The organism is Variovorax sp. V118 (assembly GCF_041154445.1).
GTDB lineage: Bacteria > Pseudomonadota > Gammaproteobacteria > Burkholderiales > Burkholderiaceae_C > Variovorax > Variovorax boronicumulans.
This window is the reverse complement of record NZ_AP028663.1, coordinates 5,975,049-5,993,549: the sequence shown is the minus strand read 5'-3', so window position 1 is coordinate 5,993,549 and position 18,501 is coordinate 5,975,049. Positions and strand designations below refer to the sequence as shown.

The 18,501-nt window shown below is 69.3% G+C and carries 17 protein-coding genes; 7 read left to right on the top strand and 10 right to left on the bottom strand.

Annotation, left to right across the window (positions count from 1 at the left end):
• Positions 1-8 precede the first annotated feature (8 nt).
• Positions 9-806 carry an IclR family transcriptional regulator C-terminal domain-containing protein gene (locus ACAM52_RS27865; protein ID WP_095948085.1) on the bottom strand — a complete coding sequence of 266 codons (798 nt, stop codon included), beginning with the start codon at positions 804-806 and terminating at the stop codon, positions 9-11.
• Positions 807-943: 137 nt separating this feature from the next.
• Here ACAM52_RS27865 and ACAM52_RS27860 point away from each other — a divergent pair, with 137 nt between their 5' ends.
• The 6 genes from ACAM52_RS27860 (at position 944) to ACAM52_RS27835 (ending at position 9,035) form a co-directional block, all read left to right on the top strand.
• Positions 944-1,645, top strand: a complete 702-nt coding sequence (locus tag ACAM52_RS27860; RefSeq protein ID WP_095746743.1) for a 3-oxoacid CoA-transferase subunit A — start codon at positions 944-946, stop codon at positions 1,643-1,645.
• On the top strand, positions 1,642-2,289 hold the full coding sequence (locus ACAM52_RS27855; RefSeq protein ID WP_369645134.1) for a 3-oxoacid CoA-transferase subunit B: 648 nt from the start codon (positions 1,642-1,644) through the stop codon (positions 2,287-2,289). Before ACAM52_RS27860 ends, ACAM52_RS27855 begins: the two co-directional genes overlap by 4 nt.
• Positions 2,290-2,319: 30 nt before the next feature.
• Complete coding sequence (gene pcaF, locus ACAM52_RS27850; RefSeq protein WP_062482451.1) at positions 2,320-3,525, top strand: 3-oxoadipyl-CoA thiolase; 1,206 nt, start codon at positions 2,320-2,322, stop codon at positions 3,523-3,525.
• Positions 3,525-4,502, top strand: coding sequence for a Bug family tripartite tricarboxylate transporter substrate binding protein (locus ACAM52_RS27845; protein ID WP_369645133.1), 978 nt, complete (start codon positions 3,525-3,527; stop codon positions 4,500-4,502). The genes pcaF and ACAM52_RS27845 overlap by 1 nt, the downstream gene beginning before the upstream one ends.
• Before the next feature lie 56 nt (positions 4,503-4,558).
• A complete protein-coding gene (locus ACAM52_RS27840) occupies positions 4,559-5,572 on the top strand; it encodes a tripartite tricarboxylate transporter substrate binding protein (protein ID WP_095948087.1) in 1,014 nt (337 codons plus the stop codon).
• 352 nt (positions 5,573-5,924) lie between these two features.
• Positions 5,925-9,035, top strand: coding sequence for an autotransporter outer membrane beta-barrel domain-containing protein (locus ACAM52_RS27835; protein ID WP_369645132.1), 3,111 nt, complete (start codon positions 5,925-5,927; stop codon positions 9,033-9,035).
• 29 nt (positions 9,036-9,064) lie between these two features.
• On the opposite strand, the gene ACAM52_RS27830 is transcribed toward ACAM52_RS27835, so the two are convergent.
• From ACAM52_RS27830 to ACAM52_RS27815, 4 genes are all read right to left on the bottom strand, one after another.
• On the bottom strand, positions 9,065-9,487 hold the full coding sequence (locus ACAM52_RS27830) for a ribbon-helix-helix domain-containing protein (RefSeq protein WP_369645131.1): 423 nt from the start codon (positions 9,485-9,487) through the stop codon (positions 9,065-9,067).
• A gap of 75 nt (positions 9,488-9,562) precedes the next feature.
• Complete coding sequence (locus ACAM52_RS27825; RefSeq protein ID WP_095746738.1) at positions 9,563-10,141, bottom strand: DJ-1/PfpI family protein; 579 nt, start codon at positions 10,139-10,141, stop codon at positions 9,563-9,565.
• 138 nt (positions 10,142-10,279) lie between these two features.
• A complete protein-coding gene (locus ACAM52_RS27820) occupies positions 10,280-10,750 on the bottom strand; it encodes a hypothetical protein (RefSeq protein ID WP_369645130.1) in 471 nt (156 codons plus the stop codon).
• A 5-nt stretch (positions 10,751-10,755) separates the two neighbouring features.
• Positions 10,756-11,025 (bottom strand): hypothetical protein, encoded by a 270-nt coding sequence (locus tag ACAM52_RS27815; protein ID WP_070061928.1) that lies wholly within the window; start codon positions 11,023-11,025, stop codon positions 10,756-10,758.
• Positions 11,026-11,328: 303 nt separating this feature from the next.
• On the opposite strand from ACAM52_RS27815, the gene ACAM52_RS27810 reads away from it, so the two are divergent.
• Positions 11,329-13,542 carry a TonB-dependent receptor gene (locus tag ACAM52_RS27810; protein ID WP_369645129.1) on the top strand — a complete coding sequence of 738 codons (2,214 nt, stop codon included), beginning with the start codon at positions 11,329-11,331 and terminating at the stop codon, positions 13,540-13,542.
• Between the two features lie 24 nt (positions 13,543-13,566).
• Here the strand turns inward: ACAM52_RS27810 and ACAM52_RS27805 are convergent, their stop codons facing one another.
• From ACAM52_RS27805 to rtcR, 5 genes are read right to left on the bottom strand one after another with little or no spacing between them, the layout of a single operon-like run.
• The gene (locus ACAM52_RS27805) at positions 13,567-14,517 is read right to left on the bottom strand and encodes an ornithine cyclodeaminase family protein (protein WP_369645128.1); all 951 of its coding nucleotides are present in this window, start codon (positions 14,515-14,517) and stop codon (positions 13,567-13,569) included.
• Positions 14,514-15,383 (bottom strand): alpha/beta hydrolase, encoded by an 870-nt coding sequence (locus ACAM52_RS27800; protein ID WP_369645127.1) that lies wholly within the window; start codon positions 15,381-15,383, stop codon positions 14,514-14,516. Before ACAM52_RS27800 ends, ACAM52_RS27805 begins: the two co-directional genes overlap by 4 nt.
• Positions 15,380-15,952 (bottom strand): exonuclease, encoded by a 573-nt coding sequence (locus ACAM52_RS27795; protein WP_369645126.1) that lies wholly within the window; start codon positions 15,950-15,952, stop codon positions 15,380-15,382. The genes ACAM52_RS27800 and ACAM52_RS27795 overlap by 4 nt, the downstream gene beginning before the upstream one ends.
• Positions 15,949-16,488 (bottom strand): 2'-5' RNA ligase family protein, encoded by a 540-nt coding sequence (locus ACAM52_RS27790; RefSeq protein ID WP_369645125.1) that lies wholly within the window; start codon positions 16,486-16,488, stop codon positions 15,949-15,951. The genes ACAM52_RS27795 and ACAM52_RS27790 overlap by 4 nt, the downstream gene beginning before the upstream one ends.
• A gap of 23 nt (positions 16,489-16,511) precedes the next feature.
• Positions 16,512-18,134, bottom strand: coding sequence for an RNA repair transcriptional activator RtcR (gene rtcR, locus ACAM52_RS27785; protein WP_369645124.1), 1,623 nt, complete (start codon positions 18,132-18,134; stop codon positions 16,512-16,514).
• Between the last annotated feature and the right edge of the window lie 367 nt (positions 18,135-18,501).

Below are 18,501 nucleotides of genomic sequence, written 5' to 3'. Positions count from 1 at the left end.
CGCTGCGGCTACAGCAGCGCTGACACCTGCCGTGCCGCATCGATCAGCGCCGGCAGCATCGTCTCCTGCATCACCTTCGCGCTGGTGCGGTTCGCCTGCCCGCTGATGTTCAGCGCGGCCACCATGCGGCCCTGCCGGTTCACGATGGGCGCGGCCACGGAGATCAGGCCTTCTTCCAGTTCCTGGTTCACCAGGCACCACTGCTGCTTGCGCGCCTGGGCCACCTTGGCCATGAGCGCGTCGATGTCGGTCACGGTGTGCTTGGTCAGTGCCTCGAGGTTCGAGGCCTCGAGCCGCGCGCGCACCTCGTCGTCGCTCAAGTCGGCCAGCAGCAGGCGGCCCAGCGAGGTGCAGTACGCGGGCAGCCGCGAGCCCACGCCCAGGCTGATGCGCATGATCTTCTGCGTCGGCACGCGCAGCACATAGACGATGTCGGTCGCGTCGAGCACGGCGGCCGAGCACGACTCCTGCACCTGCTGCACCAGCGCTTCCATCACCGGTTCGGCGCGGTTCCAGATCGGCATCGACGACAGGTAGGCAAAGCCCAGGTCGAGGATGCGCGGCGTGAGCGTGAAGAGCTTGCCGTCGGTCACCACATAGCCCAGCGTCTGCAGCGTGAGAAGAATGCGCCGCGCCCCCGCACGCGTGAGGCCGCTGCCGGCCGCCACCTCGCTCAGGGTCTGGTGCGGTGCACTCGCGCTGAACGAGCGGATCACCTGCAGGCCGCGCGCAAAAGACTGCACGTAGCTGTCGCCGGGGGCGGGCGTGTCGGTGGTGGACGTAGCGGAAACGGGGTGGGTTGCCATGGCGAGCGATCCTCTCTAAAATTCATTATACGAACAAAAGTTCTTTAGACGAACAAATTGCGGTTCGCGAGGATTCGTGAATTCGGCAGGGTGTTCGAACCGTTCGGTTTCTTTCTTCACTCCCGGAGACAAGCTTCATGATCAACAAGATCGCGCGCTCGGTCGCCGATGCCCTGGCAGGCATCCAAGACGGCGCCACGGTGCTCATCGGCGGTTTCGGCACCGCCGGCATTCCAGGCGAACTCATCGACGGCCTCGTCGAGCAGGGCGCCAAGGACCTCACGGTCGTCAACAACAACGCAGGCAATGGAGAGACAGGCCTCGCGGCGCTGCTCAAGGCCGGCCGCGTGCGCAAGATCATCTGCAGCTTTCCGCGCCAGGCCGACAGCCAGGTGTTCGACGGCCTGTACCGCAGCGGCAAGATCGAACTCGAACTGGTGCCCCAGGGCAACCTGGCCGAGCGCATCCGCGCGGCGGGTGCCGGCATCGGCGCCTTCTATTGCCCCACGGGCTACGGCACGCAACTGGCCGGCAATCGCGAAACGCGCGAGATCGACGGCGTGCAGTACGTGCTCGAGTACCCCATCCACGGCGACGTGGCGCTCATCAAGGCCGAGCGCGGCGACCGATGGGGCAACCTGGTCTACCGCAAGGCCGCGCGCAACTTCGGTCCAGTGATGGCCATGGCCGCGAAGAAGACCGTCGCCACCGTGCACGACATCGCCGAGCTCGGCACCCTCGACCCCGAGACCATCGTGACCCCGGGCATCTTCGTGCACCAGGTGGTGCGCATCGAACGTGTCGCCACGCAAGCGGGTGGCTTCAAGAAGGCAGCATGACCATGGCATACACACGTCGCACCAAGGACCAGCTCGCCGCGCGAGTGGCACAAGACATCTTCGACGGCGCCGTCGTCAACCTCGGCATCGGCCAGCCCACGCTGGTGGCCAACCACCTGCCGCAGGGCCGCGAGGTCATCCTGCAAAGCGAGAACGGCATCCTCGGCATGGGCCCCGCGCCCGAGGCCGGCGAAGAAGACTACGACCTCATCAACGCCGGCAAGCAGCCCGTCACGCTGCTGCCGGGCGGCTCGTTCTTCCACCACGCCGACAGCTTCGCGATGATGCGCGGCGGCCACCTCGACATCTGCGTGCTCGGCGCGTTCCAGGTGTCGGCCACCGGCGACCTCGCCAACTGGCACACGGGCGAGAAAGACGCCATTCCCGCGGTCGGCGGCGCGATGGACCTGGCCATCGGCGCCAAGCAGACGTGGGTCATGATGGATTTGCTCACCAAACAGGGCGTGAGCAAGCTGGTGCAGCAGTGCACCTATCCGCTCACCGGCATCGGCTGCGTCAAGCGCGTGTACTCCGACCTCGCCACGCTCGAATGCACGCCGCAGGGCCTGAAGCTCGTCGACACCGTCGAGGGCCTGAGCCGCGAAGAACTCGAAAAGCTGGTCGGCCTTCCGATCGCCGCCTGATCCGTTCCACCCATTCAAGAGACAACTCACATGACCACCCAAGCCTTCATCTGCGACGCCGTCCGCACCCCCTTCGGCCGCTACGGCGGTTCGCTCAGCAGCGTGCGTACCGACGACCTCGGCGCCGTGCCCCTGCGCGCCCTCATCGAGCGCAACAAGAACGTCGACTGGCAGGCCGTGAGCGACGTGCTCTACGGCTGCGCCAACCAGGCCGGCGAAGACAACCGCAACGTCGCGCGCATGTCGGCGCTGCTCGCGGGCCTGCCGATCGAAGTGGGCGGCGGCACCATCAACCGCCTGTGCGGTTCGGGCCTCGATGCACTGGGCACCGCGGCTCGCGCCATCCGCGCCGGTGAAGCCGGCCTCATGATCGCCGGCGGCGTCGAAAGCATGAGCCGCGCGCCCTTCGTCATGCCCAAGGCCGAGAGCGCCTTCAGCCGCAACAACGCGGTGTACGACACCACCATCGGCTGGCGCTTCGTCAACAAGCTCATGAAGGCGCAGTACGGCGTCGACTCGATGCCCGAGACGGCCGAGAACGTCGCCACCGACTACAAGATCGAGCGCGAAGCGCAAGACCTGATGGCGCTCAACTCGCAGCTGCGCGCCGTCGCTTCGCAGAAGTCCGGCTTCTTCGATGCCGAGATCGTGCCCGTGAGCGTGCCGCAGAAGAAGGGCGACGCCCTCATCGTCAACAAGGACGAGCATCCGCGTGACACCACGCTGGAGGCGCTGGCCAAGCTCAAGCCCATCGTGCGTCCCGACGGCACCGTCACCGCCGGCAATGCCAGCGGCGTGAACGACGGCGCCTGCGCGCTGCTGCTGGCCGACGAAGCCAGCGCCGCCAAGCACGGCCTCACGCCGCGCGCCCGCGTGGTCGGCATGGCCACGGCCGGCGTCGCGCCGCGCATCATGGGCATCGGCCCGGCGCCCGCCACGCAGAAGGTGCTGGCGCTCACCGGCCTCACGCTCGACCAGATCGACGTCATCGAACTCAACGAAGCCTTCGCCGCACAAGGCCTCGCCGTGCTGCGCCTCTTGGGCCTGAAGGACGACGACGCGCGCGTGAACATCAACGGTGGCGCCATCGCACTGGGCCACCCGCTCGGCGCCAGCGGCGCACGCCTGGCCACCACCGCGGTGAACCAGCTGCACAAGGGCGGCGGCCGCTACGCGCTGTGCACGATGTGCATCGGCGTGGGGCAGGGCATTGCCGTGATCCTGGAACGCGTCTGATGGCGCTCGCCCGACGCGAGCTGCTGCTGGGTCTGCTGGCAGCAGCGGGCCTGCCGGCGCATGCGCAGCAGAGCGATGCCAAGCCGATCCGCATCGTCGTGCCCTTCGCGGCCGGCGGCGGCAACGACGTGTTTGCGCGCCAGATGGCCAAGGGCCTGGGCGAGGTGCGCAAGTCGGGCGTCATCGTCGACAACAAGCCCGGCGCGGGCGGCAACCTCGGCACCGAGCAGGTGGTGCGCAGCACGCCCGACGGCAGCACGCTGCTGCTGGGCCACACGGGCACCGTGTCGATCAACCCGGCGCTGTACAAGGGGCTGAAGTTCGACGCCCGCAAGGACCTCGTGCCCGTGGCCATGTTCGCGTCGTCCGCGCTCGTGCTCGTGGTGCCCGCCGCCTCGAAGGTGCGCAGCGTGGCCGACCTCGTCAAGGAGGCCAAGGTGCGCCCGGGCCTGCTCGACTACGCCTCGAGCGGCAGCGGCACGGGCGGCCACCTCACGGGCGAGCTCTTCGCGCAGCGCACCGGCACGAAGATCAATCACATTCCCTACAAGGGCACCAACCCCGCGCTCACTGACCTCGCGGGCGGCCAGGTGCAGATGATGTTCAGCGTCATCCCGCCCGCGCTCGCGCTGGTCAAGGGCGGGCGCCTGCGCGCCATTGCCGTCACGGGCGCCAAACGCCTGCCGTCGCTGCCCGACGTGCCCACCGTGGCCGAGTCGGGCCTGCGCGAACTCGCGGGCTTCGAGAGCACGCTCACCTACGGCATCCTCGCGCCGCGCGGCACGCCCGACACGTTCGTGAAGACGCTGTCGGCGCAGATGCTGCAGGTGGCGGGCGGCGCCGAGTTCCAGTCGCGCCTGGACGTGGAAGGCGCCGTGCCGCTGCTCGGCGGGCCGACCGAGTACGCCGCGCTCATCGCGAAGGAAAGCGCGCTGTGGGCCGGCATCGTCAAGGCCTCGGGCGCGTCGGTCGACTGAGCGGCGACGCACCGCTTCCCACCCATCAACGATTCATCAAACCGGAGACTTCCCTCATGTCCTTTTTCCGTTCGTCGCTTTCGCGCCGCGCCATCGCTGCAGCCGTGCTGGCGTTGACTGCCGGCGGCCTGCTGCCGCTGACCGCGTCGGCACAGCAACAACCTGCGGCCTTCCCGACCAAGCCCGTGCGCATCATCACGCCGTTCCCGGTCGGCGGTGGCCCGGACGGCGTGGCCCGCCTCGTGGCCGACAAGCTCTCGCGCGCCTGGGGCCAGCCGGTGGTGGTCGAGAACCGCCCGGGCGGCAACGGCTTCATCGCCATCGACGCCTTCAAGCGCGGTGCCAAGGACGGCCACGACATCATCGTGCTCGACAACGTGCACCTGGCCGCGTACCCGGCGCTGTTCAAGAAACTGCCTTACGACGCATCGAAGGATTTCGACGCGCTGCTGCCGTTGTTCAAGACCTACTTCTTCTTCACTGTCGCGACCAACAGCAAGTACAAGACCGTGGGCGACCTCATCGCCGACGCCAAGGCCAACCCCGGCAAGCTCGACTACGGCTCGTGGTCGGTCGGCAACCCGGTGCACCTGGGCTCGGAGCTGTTCGAGTCGGCCACCGGCACGCAGATGGAGCACGTGATCTACAAGGAGACCACGCAGCTGTACACCTCGGTCGCCACCGGCGAGCTGGCCTTTGCGCTGGGCAGCAGCGCCACCGCCGGCCCGCTGCAGCGCGCCAACAAGCTGCGCTTCCTGGCAGCGGCAGCGCCCCAGCGCGTGGCCGCCTTCCCCGACGTGCCCACCGTGAGCGAATCGGGCGGCCCGAAGGGCTTCGAGGTCATCGGCTGGAACGCCATCGCCGTGCCAAAGGGCCTGCCGGCTTCGGTGACCGACAAGATCAAGCGCGACATCGAGAAGGGCCTGGCCGAACCGGACGTGCTGGAGAAGTTCAAGAGCTTCGGCTACGAGCCGTTCCCGACCACGCGCCCGCAGTTCGACCAGTTCGTGGCAACGGAAACGAAGCGCTTCACCGACGTGATCCGCAAGGCGAACGTGTCGCTGGACTGACAGCGCGCGCCCCGGGGCGCATCCGCAACGAACAAGGCACCCGCGAGGGTGCCTTTTCTTTTGGGCGCTGCGCCAAGGGCGAGAGATTGTGCTGTCCAAAAGTCACATGTTACGTATGGATACGCGACAGGGTAGACCGTCTACCGAAGGGCCTGACAGAGGCGAAGTGGCCCCGCATGGGGCCGGTCGCTCCCGTTTCAGGGTAGCCCCTTGCAGGGATACGCGTAACTGGCACGCGTTCTTACATTTTTGACTTGCACATCCGAAATCGTCGCCGTGGGGAGGAGCAAGCCATTGCTGCTGCACACGGAGGTCCACCTGCTTAGTCAGTGAACGAAGAGGGAGTTGAGTCATGAACAAGATCTTCCGAACCCTGTGGAGTCCCACCGCCGGCACCTGGGTGGCCGCGCCGGAAATCGCGCGCGGCCACGCGCGATCGTGCAGCGGGGGCGGCGTGCGCGCGGTGGCGGCAGCGGCGGCAACGGCGGCACTGTGGGTCTGCGTCGTGCCGGTGCTCGCGGCCGGCGGTGCGGGTGGCCAGCCGGTCGGTGACGCGTCGCTGAACGCGGGCACGGGCGGCAGCGACGGCACGGGCGGCAGCGGCGGGCTCAACGACACCACGGTCAATGCCTTCGGCGGCGCGGGCGGATCGTCCACGCCGGGCGGCGTCACGGCGGGGGCCAACGCCAGCATCGGCGGCTTCGGCGGTGCCACGCCGGGCACCGGCGGCGCGGCCGGCGCGGCCAGCACGCCCACCGGTCCTGGTGCGTTCCAGGGCGACGCGGGTGGCGCGGGCCAGGCGCAGACCGGTGACGCGGCCAACGGCAACGGCTATGGCGGGGGCGGGGGCGGCGGCTTCCAGGGCGCGTCGATCGCCAACAACGTGGCCAATTCGTCCGACAGCTACACCGGTGGTATCGGGGGCGCGGGCGGCAACGGGTACTGGGCAGCGGGCGGCGGCGGCGCGGGCGGCTACGGTTCGATCCTCAGCGGCCCGCTCGGCAGCTACACGGCGACGGGATCTTCCACGGGCGGCGCGGGCGGCAAGGGCGGCGACGCCTTCTCGCAGGGCGGTGGCGGCGGCAGCGGGGGCGGCGGGTTCTACCTGAACGCGACCAACCCGGGGCTCAGCTTCACCAACACCGGTCCCCTCACGGGCGGGGCGGGCGGCGCCGGCGGGGCCGAATTGGCGCCCGCCCGTTCCAACGCCTCGGGCGGCGGCGGCGGCGCAGGGGGCATCGGCGCGACGTTGGCGGGTGTCGCCGTCACCGTCAACAACTCCGGCGCGATCACGGGCGGTGCGGGGGGCGCGGGCGGTGCGGCCGGCGGCGGTGCGGGCGGCACCGGTTCACCGGGCGCTGGCGGCGATGGCGGGGCGGGCCTCGCGTCGACCGGCGCGGGCGCAACCCTCACCAACACCGGCACCATCGCCGGTGGGGCGGGCGGCGCTGGCGGGGCCAACAGCAACGGTGGCCCGAGCGGTGCCAACGGCGTGGGCGGCGTCGGGGTGACGGGCGCCAACCTCGCGCTGACCAACGGCGGAACCATCTCAGGCGGCCTGGGCGGCGACGGCGTCACGCGCGCTGCGGCGGTCGCATTCACGGGCGGCACCAACAGCCTCACGCTGAACACCGGCTCGTCGATGACGGGTGCGATTTCGATCGGCGCGGGCGCCACCGCCAGCGTCATCGCGGGCGCCGGTGGCCTCAGCGTCAACAACGCCCTGCTGCTGGGCGGCACGGGCACCATCGACACCAACGGGAACGACCTAGCATGGACCGGCGCGATCTCCGGCGCCAGCGATCTCGTGAAGATCGGCGCGGGCGTGCTGACGCTCAGCGGTGCCGACACCCACTCGGGCGCGACCAACGTCGCGGCGGGCACCCTGCGCGCGGGCGCGGCCAACGTGCTCAGCAGCGCGAGTCCCTTCACCGTGGCCGCCGGCGCGACGCTCGACCTGGCCGGCAACAGCCAGACCCTCGCGTCGATGGCCCACAGCGGCACGGTGTCGCTGGTCGGCGCGGTGCCCGGCACCACGCTCACCGTCAACGGTCCCTGGGTGGGCAACGGTGGCATGTTGCGACTGGGGACCGCGCTGGGCGGCAGCGCGAGCGCGAGCGACCGGCTCATCCTGAGCGGCGCCACCGCCGTCGCCAGCGGCACGACGAATGTGCAGATCACCAACCTGGGCGGCCTGGGCGCGCTCACCACCGGCAACGGCATCGAGGTGATCAGCGCCCTCAACGGCGCGACCACCACCGCGCAGACGACCAAGAGTGCGTTCGTGCTGGCCGGCACGCACGTGGATGCGGGCGCCTACGAGTACCGGCTGCATGCGGCCGACGCCACCGGCGCGGGCGAGAACTGGTACCTGCGCTCGACCGCCGCACCCGTGACGCCCGTGACGCCTGTCCCGCCCGTCACGCCGCCTGCCGGCGGTGGCGGCTCGGGCACTGGCGGCACCGGCGTCGTGCCCGTGCTCGCCGTGCCCACCTACCGCGCCGAAGTGCCGCTGTACGCTGCGCTGCCCGAGCAGCTGCGCCAGTCCAGCTTCGCGATGCTCGGCAACAGACGCGTGCGCATGGGCGAGGACCTTGTAGCGGGCGCGAACCCGGCCAAGCCGACGCAGGGCTACCGCGAGGCCTGGGGCCGCATCATCAGCACCGACCGCACCATCGCGCAGGGCGGCACCGTGAGCCCCACGAGCAAGGGGCGCCTCACGGGCTTCCAGGCCGGCACCGACCTGTGGGCCAACCCCGACTGGCACGCGGGCGTGTACGTCGGCCAGCTCGACGGCGACATGCGCGTGAACGGCTTTGCCAGCGGCCTGGCGAACCTCGGCGTGGGCACCAACAACCAGAAGAGCGAGTACCTGGGCGCCTATGCCACCTGGAAGCACGCCAGCGGCGTGTACGTCGACGGCGTGCTGCAGGCCGGGCGCCACCGCTACACCGCCAGGCCCACGCTGGGCTTCTCCCGGGGCGGCAAGGGCAACAGCCTGCTGGCGTCCATCGAGGTGGGGCAGTCGATTCCCATCGCGCAGAACTGGACCGTCGAGCCGCAGGTGCAATTGGTGCACCAGCGGGTGAGCCTGGGCGACACGGGCATCTCCGGCGCGCTCGTGCAGCAGAACAGCCACAACGGCTGGCGGGCACGCGCCGGCGTGCGCGTGAAGGGCGAGTTCGTCACCAGCGCCGGGGTGCTGCAGCCTTATGTGCGCGTCAATTTCCACCGCAGCAGCCGCGGCACCGACGTCACCCGCTTCGTCGGCCCGGCCGGCTTCACCGACATCGCGACGCGCACCGGCGGCAGCAGCACCGAGCTGGCGGCGGGGGCCACGCTGCAGGTGGCCGAGAACACCAGCGTCTATGTGGAGCTGGGCAAGCTGTGGTCGGGCTCCGGCGGCGACTCGCGCATCAAGAGCGGGGTGAACGCGAGCGTCGGCGTGAAGATGCGCTGGTGATCTCGTGAAGGGGCGCGCAAGGGCGGCGTCTACGCATGCCGCCGCGCGGCGGTGTGGAGCGTGTGCACGCGGGCCTCGCCAGGCTGCGGCACGGGTGACGGCCGTCCCCAGCCCTGCGGCAGTTCATGCAGCACGGCGTTCGCATCGAGCGAGCGGATCGCGACCGAGGTGTCGGCCGGAATCCGCCCCTGCGCCACCATCGCCTCGTAGCGCAACGCGCACACGCGCAGGAACGACGCGAAGTTTCCGACCTCGCCGCGCGCCGCCACCAGCTCGTCGTACAGCCGCTCGATGAGCTGCACCACGGCCATGCCGTCGCGCTGCGCGATCTCTTCGAGCACCTGCCAGAACAGGTTCTCGAGCCGGATGCTGGTGACCACGCCGTGCAGCCGCACCGAGCGCGTGCGCGCGTCGTAGCTTTGCGGATCGGCGCTGATGAAGACTTCGCACATGGGCCATCTCCTCGAGAGGCGGAATGAATCGGGGCGACGCGGCACTGTAGCGCCGCCCGCGCCCATCCGTTCAGGTCAGTGTTCGATGCGCGTGCCCAGCACCACCAGGAACTGCGACAGCCATGCCGGATGCGCCGGCCAGGCCGGTGCCGTGACGAGGTTGCGGTCGGTCACGGCCTGGTCGACCGGAATGCCCATGTACTCGGCGCCGGCCAGTTCCACCTCGACCTGGCAGGCTGGGTAGGCCGACACCTTGCGGCCCTTGATGAGGCCCGTGGCCGCGAGCAGCTGCGCGCCGTGGCAGACGGCGGCCACCGGCTTGTCGGTGGCCAGGAAGTGGCGCGCGATCTCGACCACGCGGCTGTGCATGCGCAGGTACTCGGGCGCGCGGCCGCCGGGGATCACGAGCGCGTCGTAGGCCTCGGGACGCACCTCGTCGAAGCTGGCGTTCAGCGTGAAGCGGTGGCCCGGCTTCTCGCTGTAGGTCTGCGCGCCCTCGAAGTCGTGGATGGCGGTGTGCACCCAGTCGCCGGCCTTCTTATCGGGCGCCACCGCATGCACGGTGTGGCCGACGGCCAGCAGGGTCTGGAACGGCACCATGGTTTCGTAGTCTTCGGCGTAGTCGCCGCAGAGCATCAGGATCTTGCGAGCCATCGGGTTTGTCTCCTTCGGATGAGGTGGGGCGAAACCGGCCGGCGCAGGGGGCGTGCCGGCCGTCGCCGCATTATTCGAAGGGGGCGGGCGCAGCGGGTAGCAGCGGGCTGTGATGCCGCTGCTGCTGTCTGGTGAGCGTCAGACCAGCGTGGCGCTCACGCCGCGCTGCACCACGGGCGCGATGCCGGCGTAGAAGAACGCCAGGCTGTCTTCCGGGCCGTTGACGGCGCGCCCGCGCACCTTGGCCATCGCGCAGACGCCGACCTGTGCGCTGTCGGGGCCGATCACGAGGACGAAGGGGTTGTCGTCGTCGCCGCGCAGGTAGCGTCCGCCGAACTCGCGGCGTGCGGTTTCGAACACGTAGGCCGACGCCAGGAAGTGCAGGTCGTCGGGCAAGGGCGCTTGCTGCTGGAAGAAGTCTTCGAGCACCTGGTCGACCAGGACCAGCGAGGCTTCGGAGTAGTCGAGCGCCGCGCTGTCGATGGGCGCGCCGGGCTGCGAGAAGGCGGCGATGAAGTCTTCCGCCTGCGAGGCCATGCCGGCCTCGAGCGTCGACGGCATGTCCACTTCCGGCTGCTTTTTCTTCTTCAGGAAATCGAACAGTCCCATGGTGCTCAGGCCTGCACCGCAGCCGACAGTTGCCGCAGCATGGCCGACTGCCGCGCCTCTTCGGCGTCGCGCAGGCTCTTCGCGGCGCGCGCCGCAACGTAGCTGACGTACAGGGTCTCGACGGCCCGCGCCCATTCGTGCGCCTTCTGCGACACGCCTTCCGCCTTCACCGGTGAGCCGGTGGCCATCGGCGTCGACAGGTCGTCGAGCGGACGGGCCGGGACGTCGACGCCGGCCTTCCCGAGGATCACGGCTTTCTGAAGGATGGTGAGCATGGCGGACCTCTCTTTTTTCTTGTTCCAGAGTAACAGCGCCCTTCGCGGGCTGCCATTCGCCAGATGACGTAGCCGCCCCCGAATTCAAGATGAACTTTCGGCTGACATGGGGTTTGTCACAGTGGCCGGAAGCAGGGCCTACACGAAGCGCCATCTACCTCTCGCAATGTCCCTTTGCTGGTTCTGGATGCAAATAATATTTGTTTTCATTCTCAATAGAATTGATGCTGATCAGTTGGTACGCAACAACAACGCATCCGAGAGCGGCCCTGTTTTTCCTGCCGTTTCCCGTGGAGTTTTTGCATGTTGTTTTCGCGTTGCGGCCGTCGGCCGCGTCCGTCGGTGCTGGCGCTGGCCGCCGCATCTCTTTTTTCTCCCGCCCTGTTCGCCCAGACGCCCGCTGAACAACAACTGCGCGAGGTCGTCGTCAGCGCGACCGGCTTCGAGCAGGAACTCAAGGACGCGCCCGCTTCCATTTCGGTGATCACGCGCCAGGAGCTGGAAACGCGCCAGTTCCGCGACCTGGCCGAGGCGCTGCAGAACGTCGAAGGCATCGACGTGGGCGGCTCGACCGGCAAGACCGGAGGCCTGGACATCTCGATCCGCGGCATGCCCAGCGACTACACGCTGATCCTCATCGACGGCCGCCGCCAGAACGTGGCCGGCGACGTGACGCCCAACGGCTTCGGCGCCGCGCACACCAGCTTCATGCCGCCGCTGGCGGCCATCGAGCGCATCGAGGTCATCCGCGGCCCGATGTCCACGCTGTACGGCTCCGACGCCATGGGCGGCGTGGTCAACATCATCACGCGCAAGGTGGCGCGCGAATGGGGTGGCCAGGTCACGATGGAAACCGGCATCCCGCAGGACAGCGAGTGGGGTTCGCAGACGCGCTCCAGCGTGTACCTGAGCGGCCCTGTGGCCACCGACCTGCTGGGCCTGACCCTGCGCGGCAACATCTACCGCCGCGAAGCCGCCGACTGGGTGCTGGCCCCCGGCCAGGCGCAGCCCGCGACGGCCCGCAACCCCGCGCCCGCCGAGAGCCGCCAGCACAGCGTGGGCGGGCGCCTGATGCTCACGCCCAACCGCCAGCACGACATCTGGCTCGACGTGGAATCGGGCCGCAGCTGGTACGACAACGAAGACGGCCGGCTCGGCACGCGCGACGCGGCCGCACCCAACCGCACCGGCAACAACCCGCCGGGCTACCTGGACGCGCTGCGCTTCAACCGCGACCAGGTCGCCATCGGCCACACCGGGCGCCTGGGCTTCGGCACCGTGGAAAGCAGCCTGATGCACACCACCACCGAGACCGTCGGCCGCACGATTCCCGGCGGCGCCATCCCGCGCAATGCCGCGGCCCGCCGCACCGTGTACTGGCTGAACGAAGCCGACCGCGGCCGCGCGCGCGAACTCAAGACCACCAACCTCGTGCTCGACAGCAAGCTCGTCGCGCCGGTGGGCGATGCCCACGTGCTCACGGTCGGCGGCCAGTGGTGGGACGCCAAGCTGGTCGACGGCCTGCTGCCGCGTTCGCAGAGCCAGACGATGTGGGCGCTGTTCGCCGAAGACGAATGGCGCCTCGCGCCCGGCCTCACCGCCACGCTGGGCGGTCGCTACGACCACCACAGCGCCTTCGGCGGCCACGTGAGCCCGCGCGGCTACCTGGTCTGGGATGCCACGCCGCAGTGGACCTTCAAGGGCGGCGTCAGCAAGGGCTTTCGAGCGCCGCGCCTGAACCAGCTGATCGACGGCATCAGCGGCGTGAGTGGCCAGGGCGCCACGCTCAACATCGGCAACCCGAACCTCAAGCCCGAGACCAGCACCAGCACCGAGCTGTCGGCGCTGTTCAACAACCAGAAGGGCCTGACCGCCTCGGCGACCCTGTTCCACAACAAGGTGAAGGACAAGATCGCCAGCGGCGGCGACTGCAGCGTGGCGCGCATCTCCAGCTGCGTGGTCGACCCGACCGCCAACTACTCGGTCAACGTCGACCGGGCCAAGACCTGGGGCATGGAGCTGAGCAGCCGCGTGCAGCTCACCAAGGCCTGGGGCCTGAAGGCGGGCTACACCTGGACCGACAGCGAAGTGATCGAAGGCGGCGTGAAGAACGGCAAGCTGGCCGACACCGCGCGCCACCTGCTGCACGCGCAGCTCGACTGGAATCCCGACGCCAAGTGGCGCTTCTGGCTGCGCGGCGAGTACCGCGGCAAGAGTCCGCGCTTCACCGGCGACCCCGCACGCCTCACGGGCAACAACCTGGCGATCTACCGCGCGGTGGGCGACATCAAGGCGTACCACCTGTTTCACCTCGGTGGTTCTTATCAGGTGTCGAAGAACGTGCGCCTGAACGCCAACATCAACAACCTGTTCAACAAGGACTTCCGCAGGTTCCAGCAGGTGAACCTGGCGGGCACCTCGGCCTGGGTCAACGAGTACTTCCAGGGCGGCGCATCGGTGGCGGGCACCACGCCGGCCGGACGCACGATCTGGCTGTCGGCGAACGTGACGTTCTGACGTTGATGGCGGGCGGTGCGGGCCTCAGGGGGCCGTGCGCGCCTGCCACACCAGCGTGGCCGCGCTCAGGTCTTCGAGCGCGCTGCCCACGGCCTTGAACACCGTGCGCTCTGCATCGCCCGTGCGCCCGGGCCGCGTGCCGCGGCACAGCTCGGCGAGCGTGCCCTGCACCGCGTCGGCACGCAGGGTGCCGGCCGCGATCGCGTCGAGCAGGTCACCGGCCTTCTGCAGCGCCTCGGGCGTGTCGATGAAGGTGCGCGTGCCATCGAAACATTGCACATCGGCTTCGCGCATCGCGGGCGTGAAGCTGCCGATCAGGTCGAGGTGCGCGCCCGGTGGCAGCCATTCGCCGCGCACCAGCGGCGTGGTCGCCAGCGTGGCGCAGCTCACGATGTCGGCACCGCGCACGGCCGCTTCGAGGTCGGTGCCGGCCGCCTGCGCGTTCCATCCTTCACTGCGCCATTGCTCGGCCAGCGCCTCGGCGCCCTCGGGCCGGTGGTTCCACACCCACACCTCGTCGATGGGTCGCACGCTCGCGTGCGCGGCGGGCAGCATGCGCGCGATGCGGCCGGTGCCCAGCACCAGCAGCTTGCGCGCGTCGGTGCGCGCCAGGAACGAGGCGCCCAGCGCCGAGGCGGCAGCCGTGCGCCGCGCCGTGATCTCGTTGCCGTCCATCATCGCCAGCGGCACGCCGGTGCGCGCGTCGTACAGCACGTAGGTCGCATGCAGCCCGGGCAGGCCGCGCGCGCCGTTGCCCGGAAAGATGTTGATCGTCTTGATGCCCAGGAAGCCCGCGTCGCTCCACGCCGGCATGATCAGCACCGTGCCGCGCGTGGCCGCGTCACCGCCGGTCTCGATGCTGTGCACGTGGCGCGGCGGCACCTGCGCCTCGGCCGCGAAGGCGGCGCGCAGCGCGGGCACCAGTCGATCGAAACCCAGGGGGGCGGCGGTGGCGGCTTCGTCGAAGTGTTTCATGGGCGGGCAGGCAGCGCCGGGGCGCTGTCGAAGAAGGTGGTGAGGGCTTGCCGGTACGTCGCGGCGAAGCGCGGCGCCGCCATCGGCTCGAGGTGGCCGGCGCCCGGCACCTCGATCAGCTGCTTGGGTTCTTTCGCGTCGGCCAGCAGGCGCTGCGAGTGGTGGTGCGGAATCACCGCGTCGGCCGTGCCATGGATCAGCAACAGCGGAATCGGCGCAAGGGCCGCGACGAACTTCGAGGCCGCGTAGTCGTCGCGCACCAGCAGGCCGGCGCCCGGCAGCTTGTCGTTGGCGATCGAGCGGTACGAATAGAAGGTCGACTCGATCGCCACCGCCTTCACGCCGGCCCGGTTGCCCGAGCCCACGGCCGCGATCGCGTTCGTGCCGCCCAGGCTCTGCCCGAAGACGAACAGCCGCGACGCATCGACGTCCGCGCGGGCGCGCACATGGTCGAGCGCGGCGTTCGAATCCTCGAACACGCCGCGGGGCTCGGGCTCGCCGTCCGATTCGCCATAGCCGCGGTAGTCGAACACGAAGACGTTGTAGTCCTGCGCCGGCAGCCATGCGACGAAGCGCCAGTGGCTGCTCATGTTCTGCGCGTTGCCGTGGAAGTGCACCACCGTGCCCTTGGCCGCCTTCGGGTCGGCCCGGCCTGCGGCGGGAATGAACCAGCCGCTCAGGCGCGTGCCGTCGGCGCTGGTGAAGCGCACGTTCTCGTAGCGCAGGCCCAGCGCGTCGGGCGTTTCGTAGCGCACGCGGTCGGGGTAATAGAACATCGACTGCACGCAACCGCCGAGCAGAAAGAGCGGCAGCGCGGCCAGCGACATCCACCAGCGGCGCGCGGGTGCGTTGGTGCTGGTCGTCATGCCTGCGATCCGCCGGCCCGCCGGCTTTCGGCGAGCATGTTGCAGAAGAGGGCGCCTTGCTCGATGGCGTCGTCCAGCGCCACGTGCGTGTGCGGCAGCCCGGCATCGAACCAGCGGCGCGGCATCGCGCGCTTGGTGCTGTCGCGGTAGCCGATCTTCAGCAGGGCCATCGCGAAGCTCTTCATGTCGAGCGCCGAATGGCTGAACGGGCTCTCGCCTGCGAAGCGCATCAGGTACCAGTAGACGAACAGGAAGTCGAAGCCCGCCGGGTACGCCACGAACACCGGCCGCGCCTTCAGCCCCTTAAGCCACGCGACGTAGTTCTTCATGGCGTGCGTCGGGTCCTGCAGGTCGGTGCGGCACGCGGCCCAGGCTTCGGGCTGCGTCTGCCACCAGGCAGCCGTCTTGGGGTCGGCCTCGGCGCCGGGCAGCGTGTGCAGGTTGGCACTGAAGGTGGACACCAGATGCTTGTCGGCCGTATAGGCGGCCGAGCCGAAGCTGAGCATCGAGTGCGGGCCGGGAATGGGGCCGTCGGTTTCGACGTCGGTGCTGATGTAGATCTCGGTCATGGGCGAAGGACCGTCGCGGGGGCGGTGAGTGGGAAGACATGCATGTCCAACCACTGCCCCGACGCGTTCTCGATGAGCACGACCTCCGTGCAGCGCGCCTGCACCGGCCCCGACGCAAGCAGCCGCGCCTGCAGCTCGATGGCCGCTTCTTCCGCGTGCAGCGCGTTGCCGTGCGCCACCGACAGATGCGGAACGATGTCGTCATGCGCGCCGTCGTACGGCGGGAAGTCGGGAAACTCTTTCACCAGCGCACGCGTCATCTCGATGAACGGCGCAGCGGGCTCCGGTGCGAGGTAGGCCGTCTCTGGAAAGCGCCCGACCTTGCCGAGCACGAACGAGAACGGCGCCGTGCGTTGCAGCACGCGCCGCGCGCGGTCGAGCACTTCGTCGGTGATCAGCGCGGGGTCCATGAAGGGCACGAGCAGCGTGATGTGCGCGGGCACGCCGAGCGCCACGGTGGGGTCGAAGCGGCGGCGAAGGTCTGCGGCGATGGGTTCAGCCGCGGGAACCTTCACGGCGAATGCGGAGATGGGCATCGGGCGGAGGATAGCCCACGCCCTCAGGGTCGCGCATCGGCTGAAACGTGCGCCCAGTCCAGCCCCATCTTGGCCAGGTACTTGCGCAGCCGGTCCGCATCGTTGACCACGCTGCGCTGCGTCCGCGAGGCCTGGAACAGCTGGCGCCCCGCCTCCGACAAGCTGCGCGCCGGCCGACACACGCGCACCACCGCTTCGAGCTGCAGGCGATCGAACAGATCGAGCGCGGCGAATTTCTCTTCGCCGAGCAAGGCTTCCAGGTCGACGTCGTCGCCCGCCGCAGCCACCGATGTGCCCATGCCTTCGTGCTTCCACAGCCAGCGCAGCCGCGCGATCTCCGCTTCGACCAGCGCGACGGCGATGCGCCCGCCGTCAGCCAGCGTGGCAAGCCGCGTCACGCTGGCCGACAGGTCGCGGAAGTTGCCGCGCCAGATCGCCTCGCTGCTCTGCGCAAAGCGCAGGTAGGCCGTGCGCGCCTCGGCGTTGAAGCGCACCACGCGGTGGTTCTCGGCCGCGTGCAGGGCCAGCAGGTGGTCGAGGTTGGGCTCGATGTCCTCGGGCCGCTGCGCGAGGCCGGGCAGGTCGTAGGTCCAGAGGTTGATGCGCGCGAACAGGTCTTCGCGAAAGCGCCCTTGTGCCACGTCGCGGCGCAGGTCGCGGTGGGTGCCGGCAATGAGCTGGAAGTCGCTCTCCACTTCCTTGTCGGCGCCCACGGGGAAGAAGCGTTTTTCCTCGATGGCCTTGAGCAGCATGGCCTGCTCGTCCAGACCCAGTTCGCCGATCTCGTCGAGAAACAGCGCGCCCTGGTGCGCGGTGCGCAGAAGGCCCGCGCGGTCGCTCGCCGCGCCGGTGAACGAGCCCTTCTTGTGCCCGAACAGCGTGGAGGCCGCGCCGTCGCCGCGCAGCGTGGCGCAGTTCACCTCGACGAATGGCCCCGTCACCTGGTGGCGCGCCTGCTTCAGCTCGAACATGCGGCGCGCCAGGAACGACTTGCCCGCGCCCGTCGGCCCCACCAGCAGGATGGGCGCGCGCGAGCGCACGGCCACGCGCTCGATCTCGTCGATGAGCGCATTGAAGCGCGCGTTGCGCGTGGCGATGCCGCTCTTCAGGAAGGCGACCGCGTCGCGCTGGTCGGCGTCGAAGCGGCGCGCGATCGGGTCGTAGCGCGACAGGTCGAGGTCGATGAGCGCGACCTTGCCGGCGTCGCCCTGGCGCTGCTTGCGCGGCGGCGAGGTCTGGGCCAGCACGCCCGGCACCACGCGCGATTCCGACAGCAGGAACATGCAGATCTGCGCCACGTGCGTGCCCGTGGTGATGTGCGTCCAGTACTGCTCGCGCTCGGGCTGAAAGGGGTAGGCGCGCGCCCAGTCGTACAGGCGCGTGTAGACCTCGCCGAAGTCCCACGGGTCTTCGAGGTCGAAGGGCACGAGGTTGACCGTGGTCTCGGGCGACACGGCGGCGATGTCGGCCTTCACCAGCTCGGCCAGCGCCGTGTGCTTGCGCGTGTGCAGCAGCTCGATGCGCGCCACCACCATGTCGTCGTGCTGCGCGAGCGAGACCGTGGGGCGCCACTTGTTCCAGCGGCCCGCGCCCTGGCCGGCATCGAGCTGGGTGCCGAGAAAACCGATGACGACGATGGGCTTCATGGATAAAAGACTAGCTGAATTTCTAGAAATTATCTGAATGCTAGCAAGGGATGGGCGCCGCGTCACATCGGGAGAAGAAGAAATTTTCCTTGCAGGTCAATGACTTGCATCGCCGCCGCCGTGTTTTCTGTCGGCGAGCAAGCAAGTTGGCACGCTCGCTGCAATAGAGAACCTGTCCGGATGCAGTTCATCCGCTCCCAGGTGCCGCATGAAAGCGGCCCGGTGCCGCAGGCCAGACCTGTTCTTGGGTCCGCGGTATGCCGCTGTTGAACTGTGCTGGTCACTGGACTTGTTCCAGTCTGCTCATGGTGGAGCACCGTGCTAACCACGCGGCGTGGCGGGTTCGATTCCCGCAAACAACCTTCGG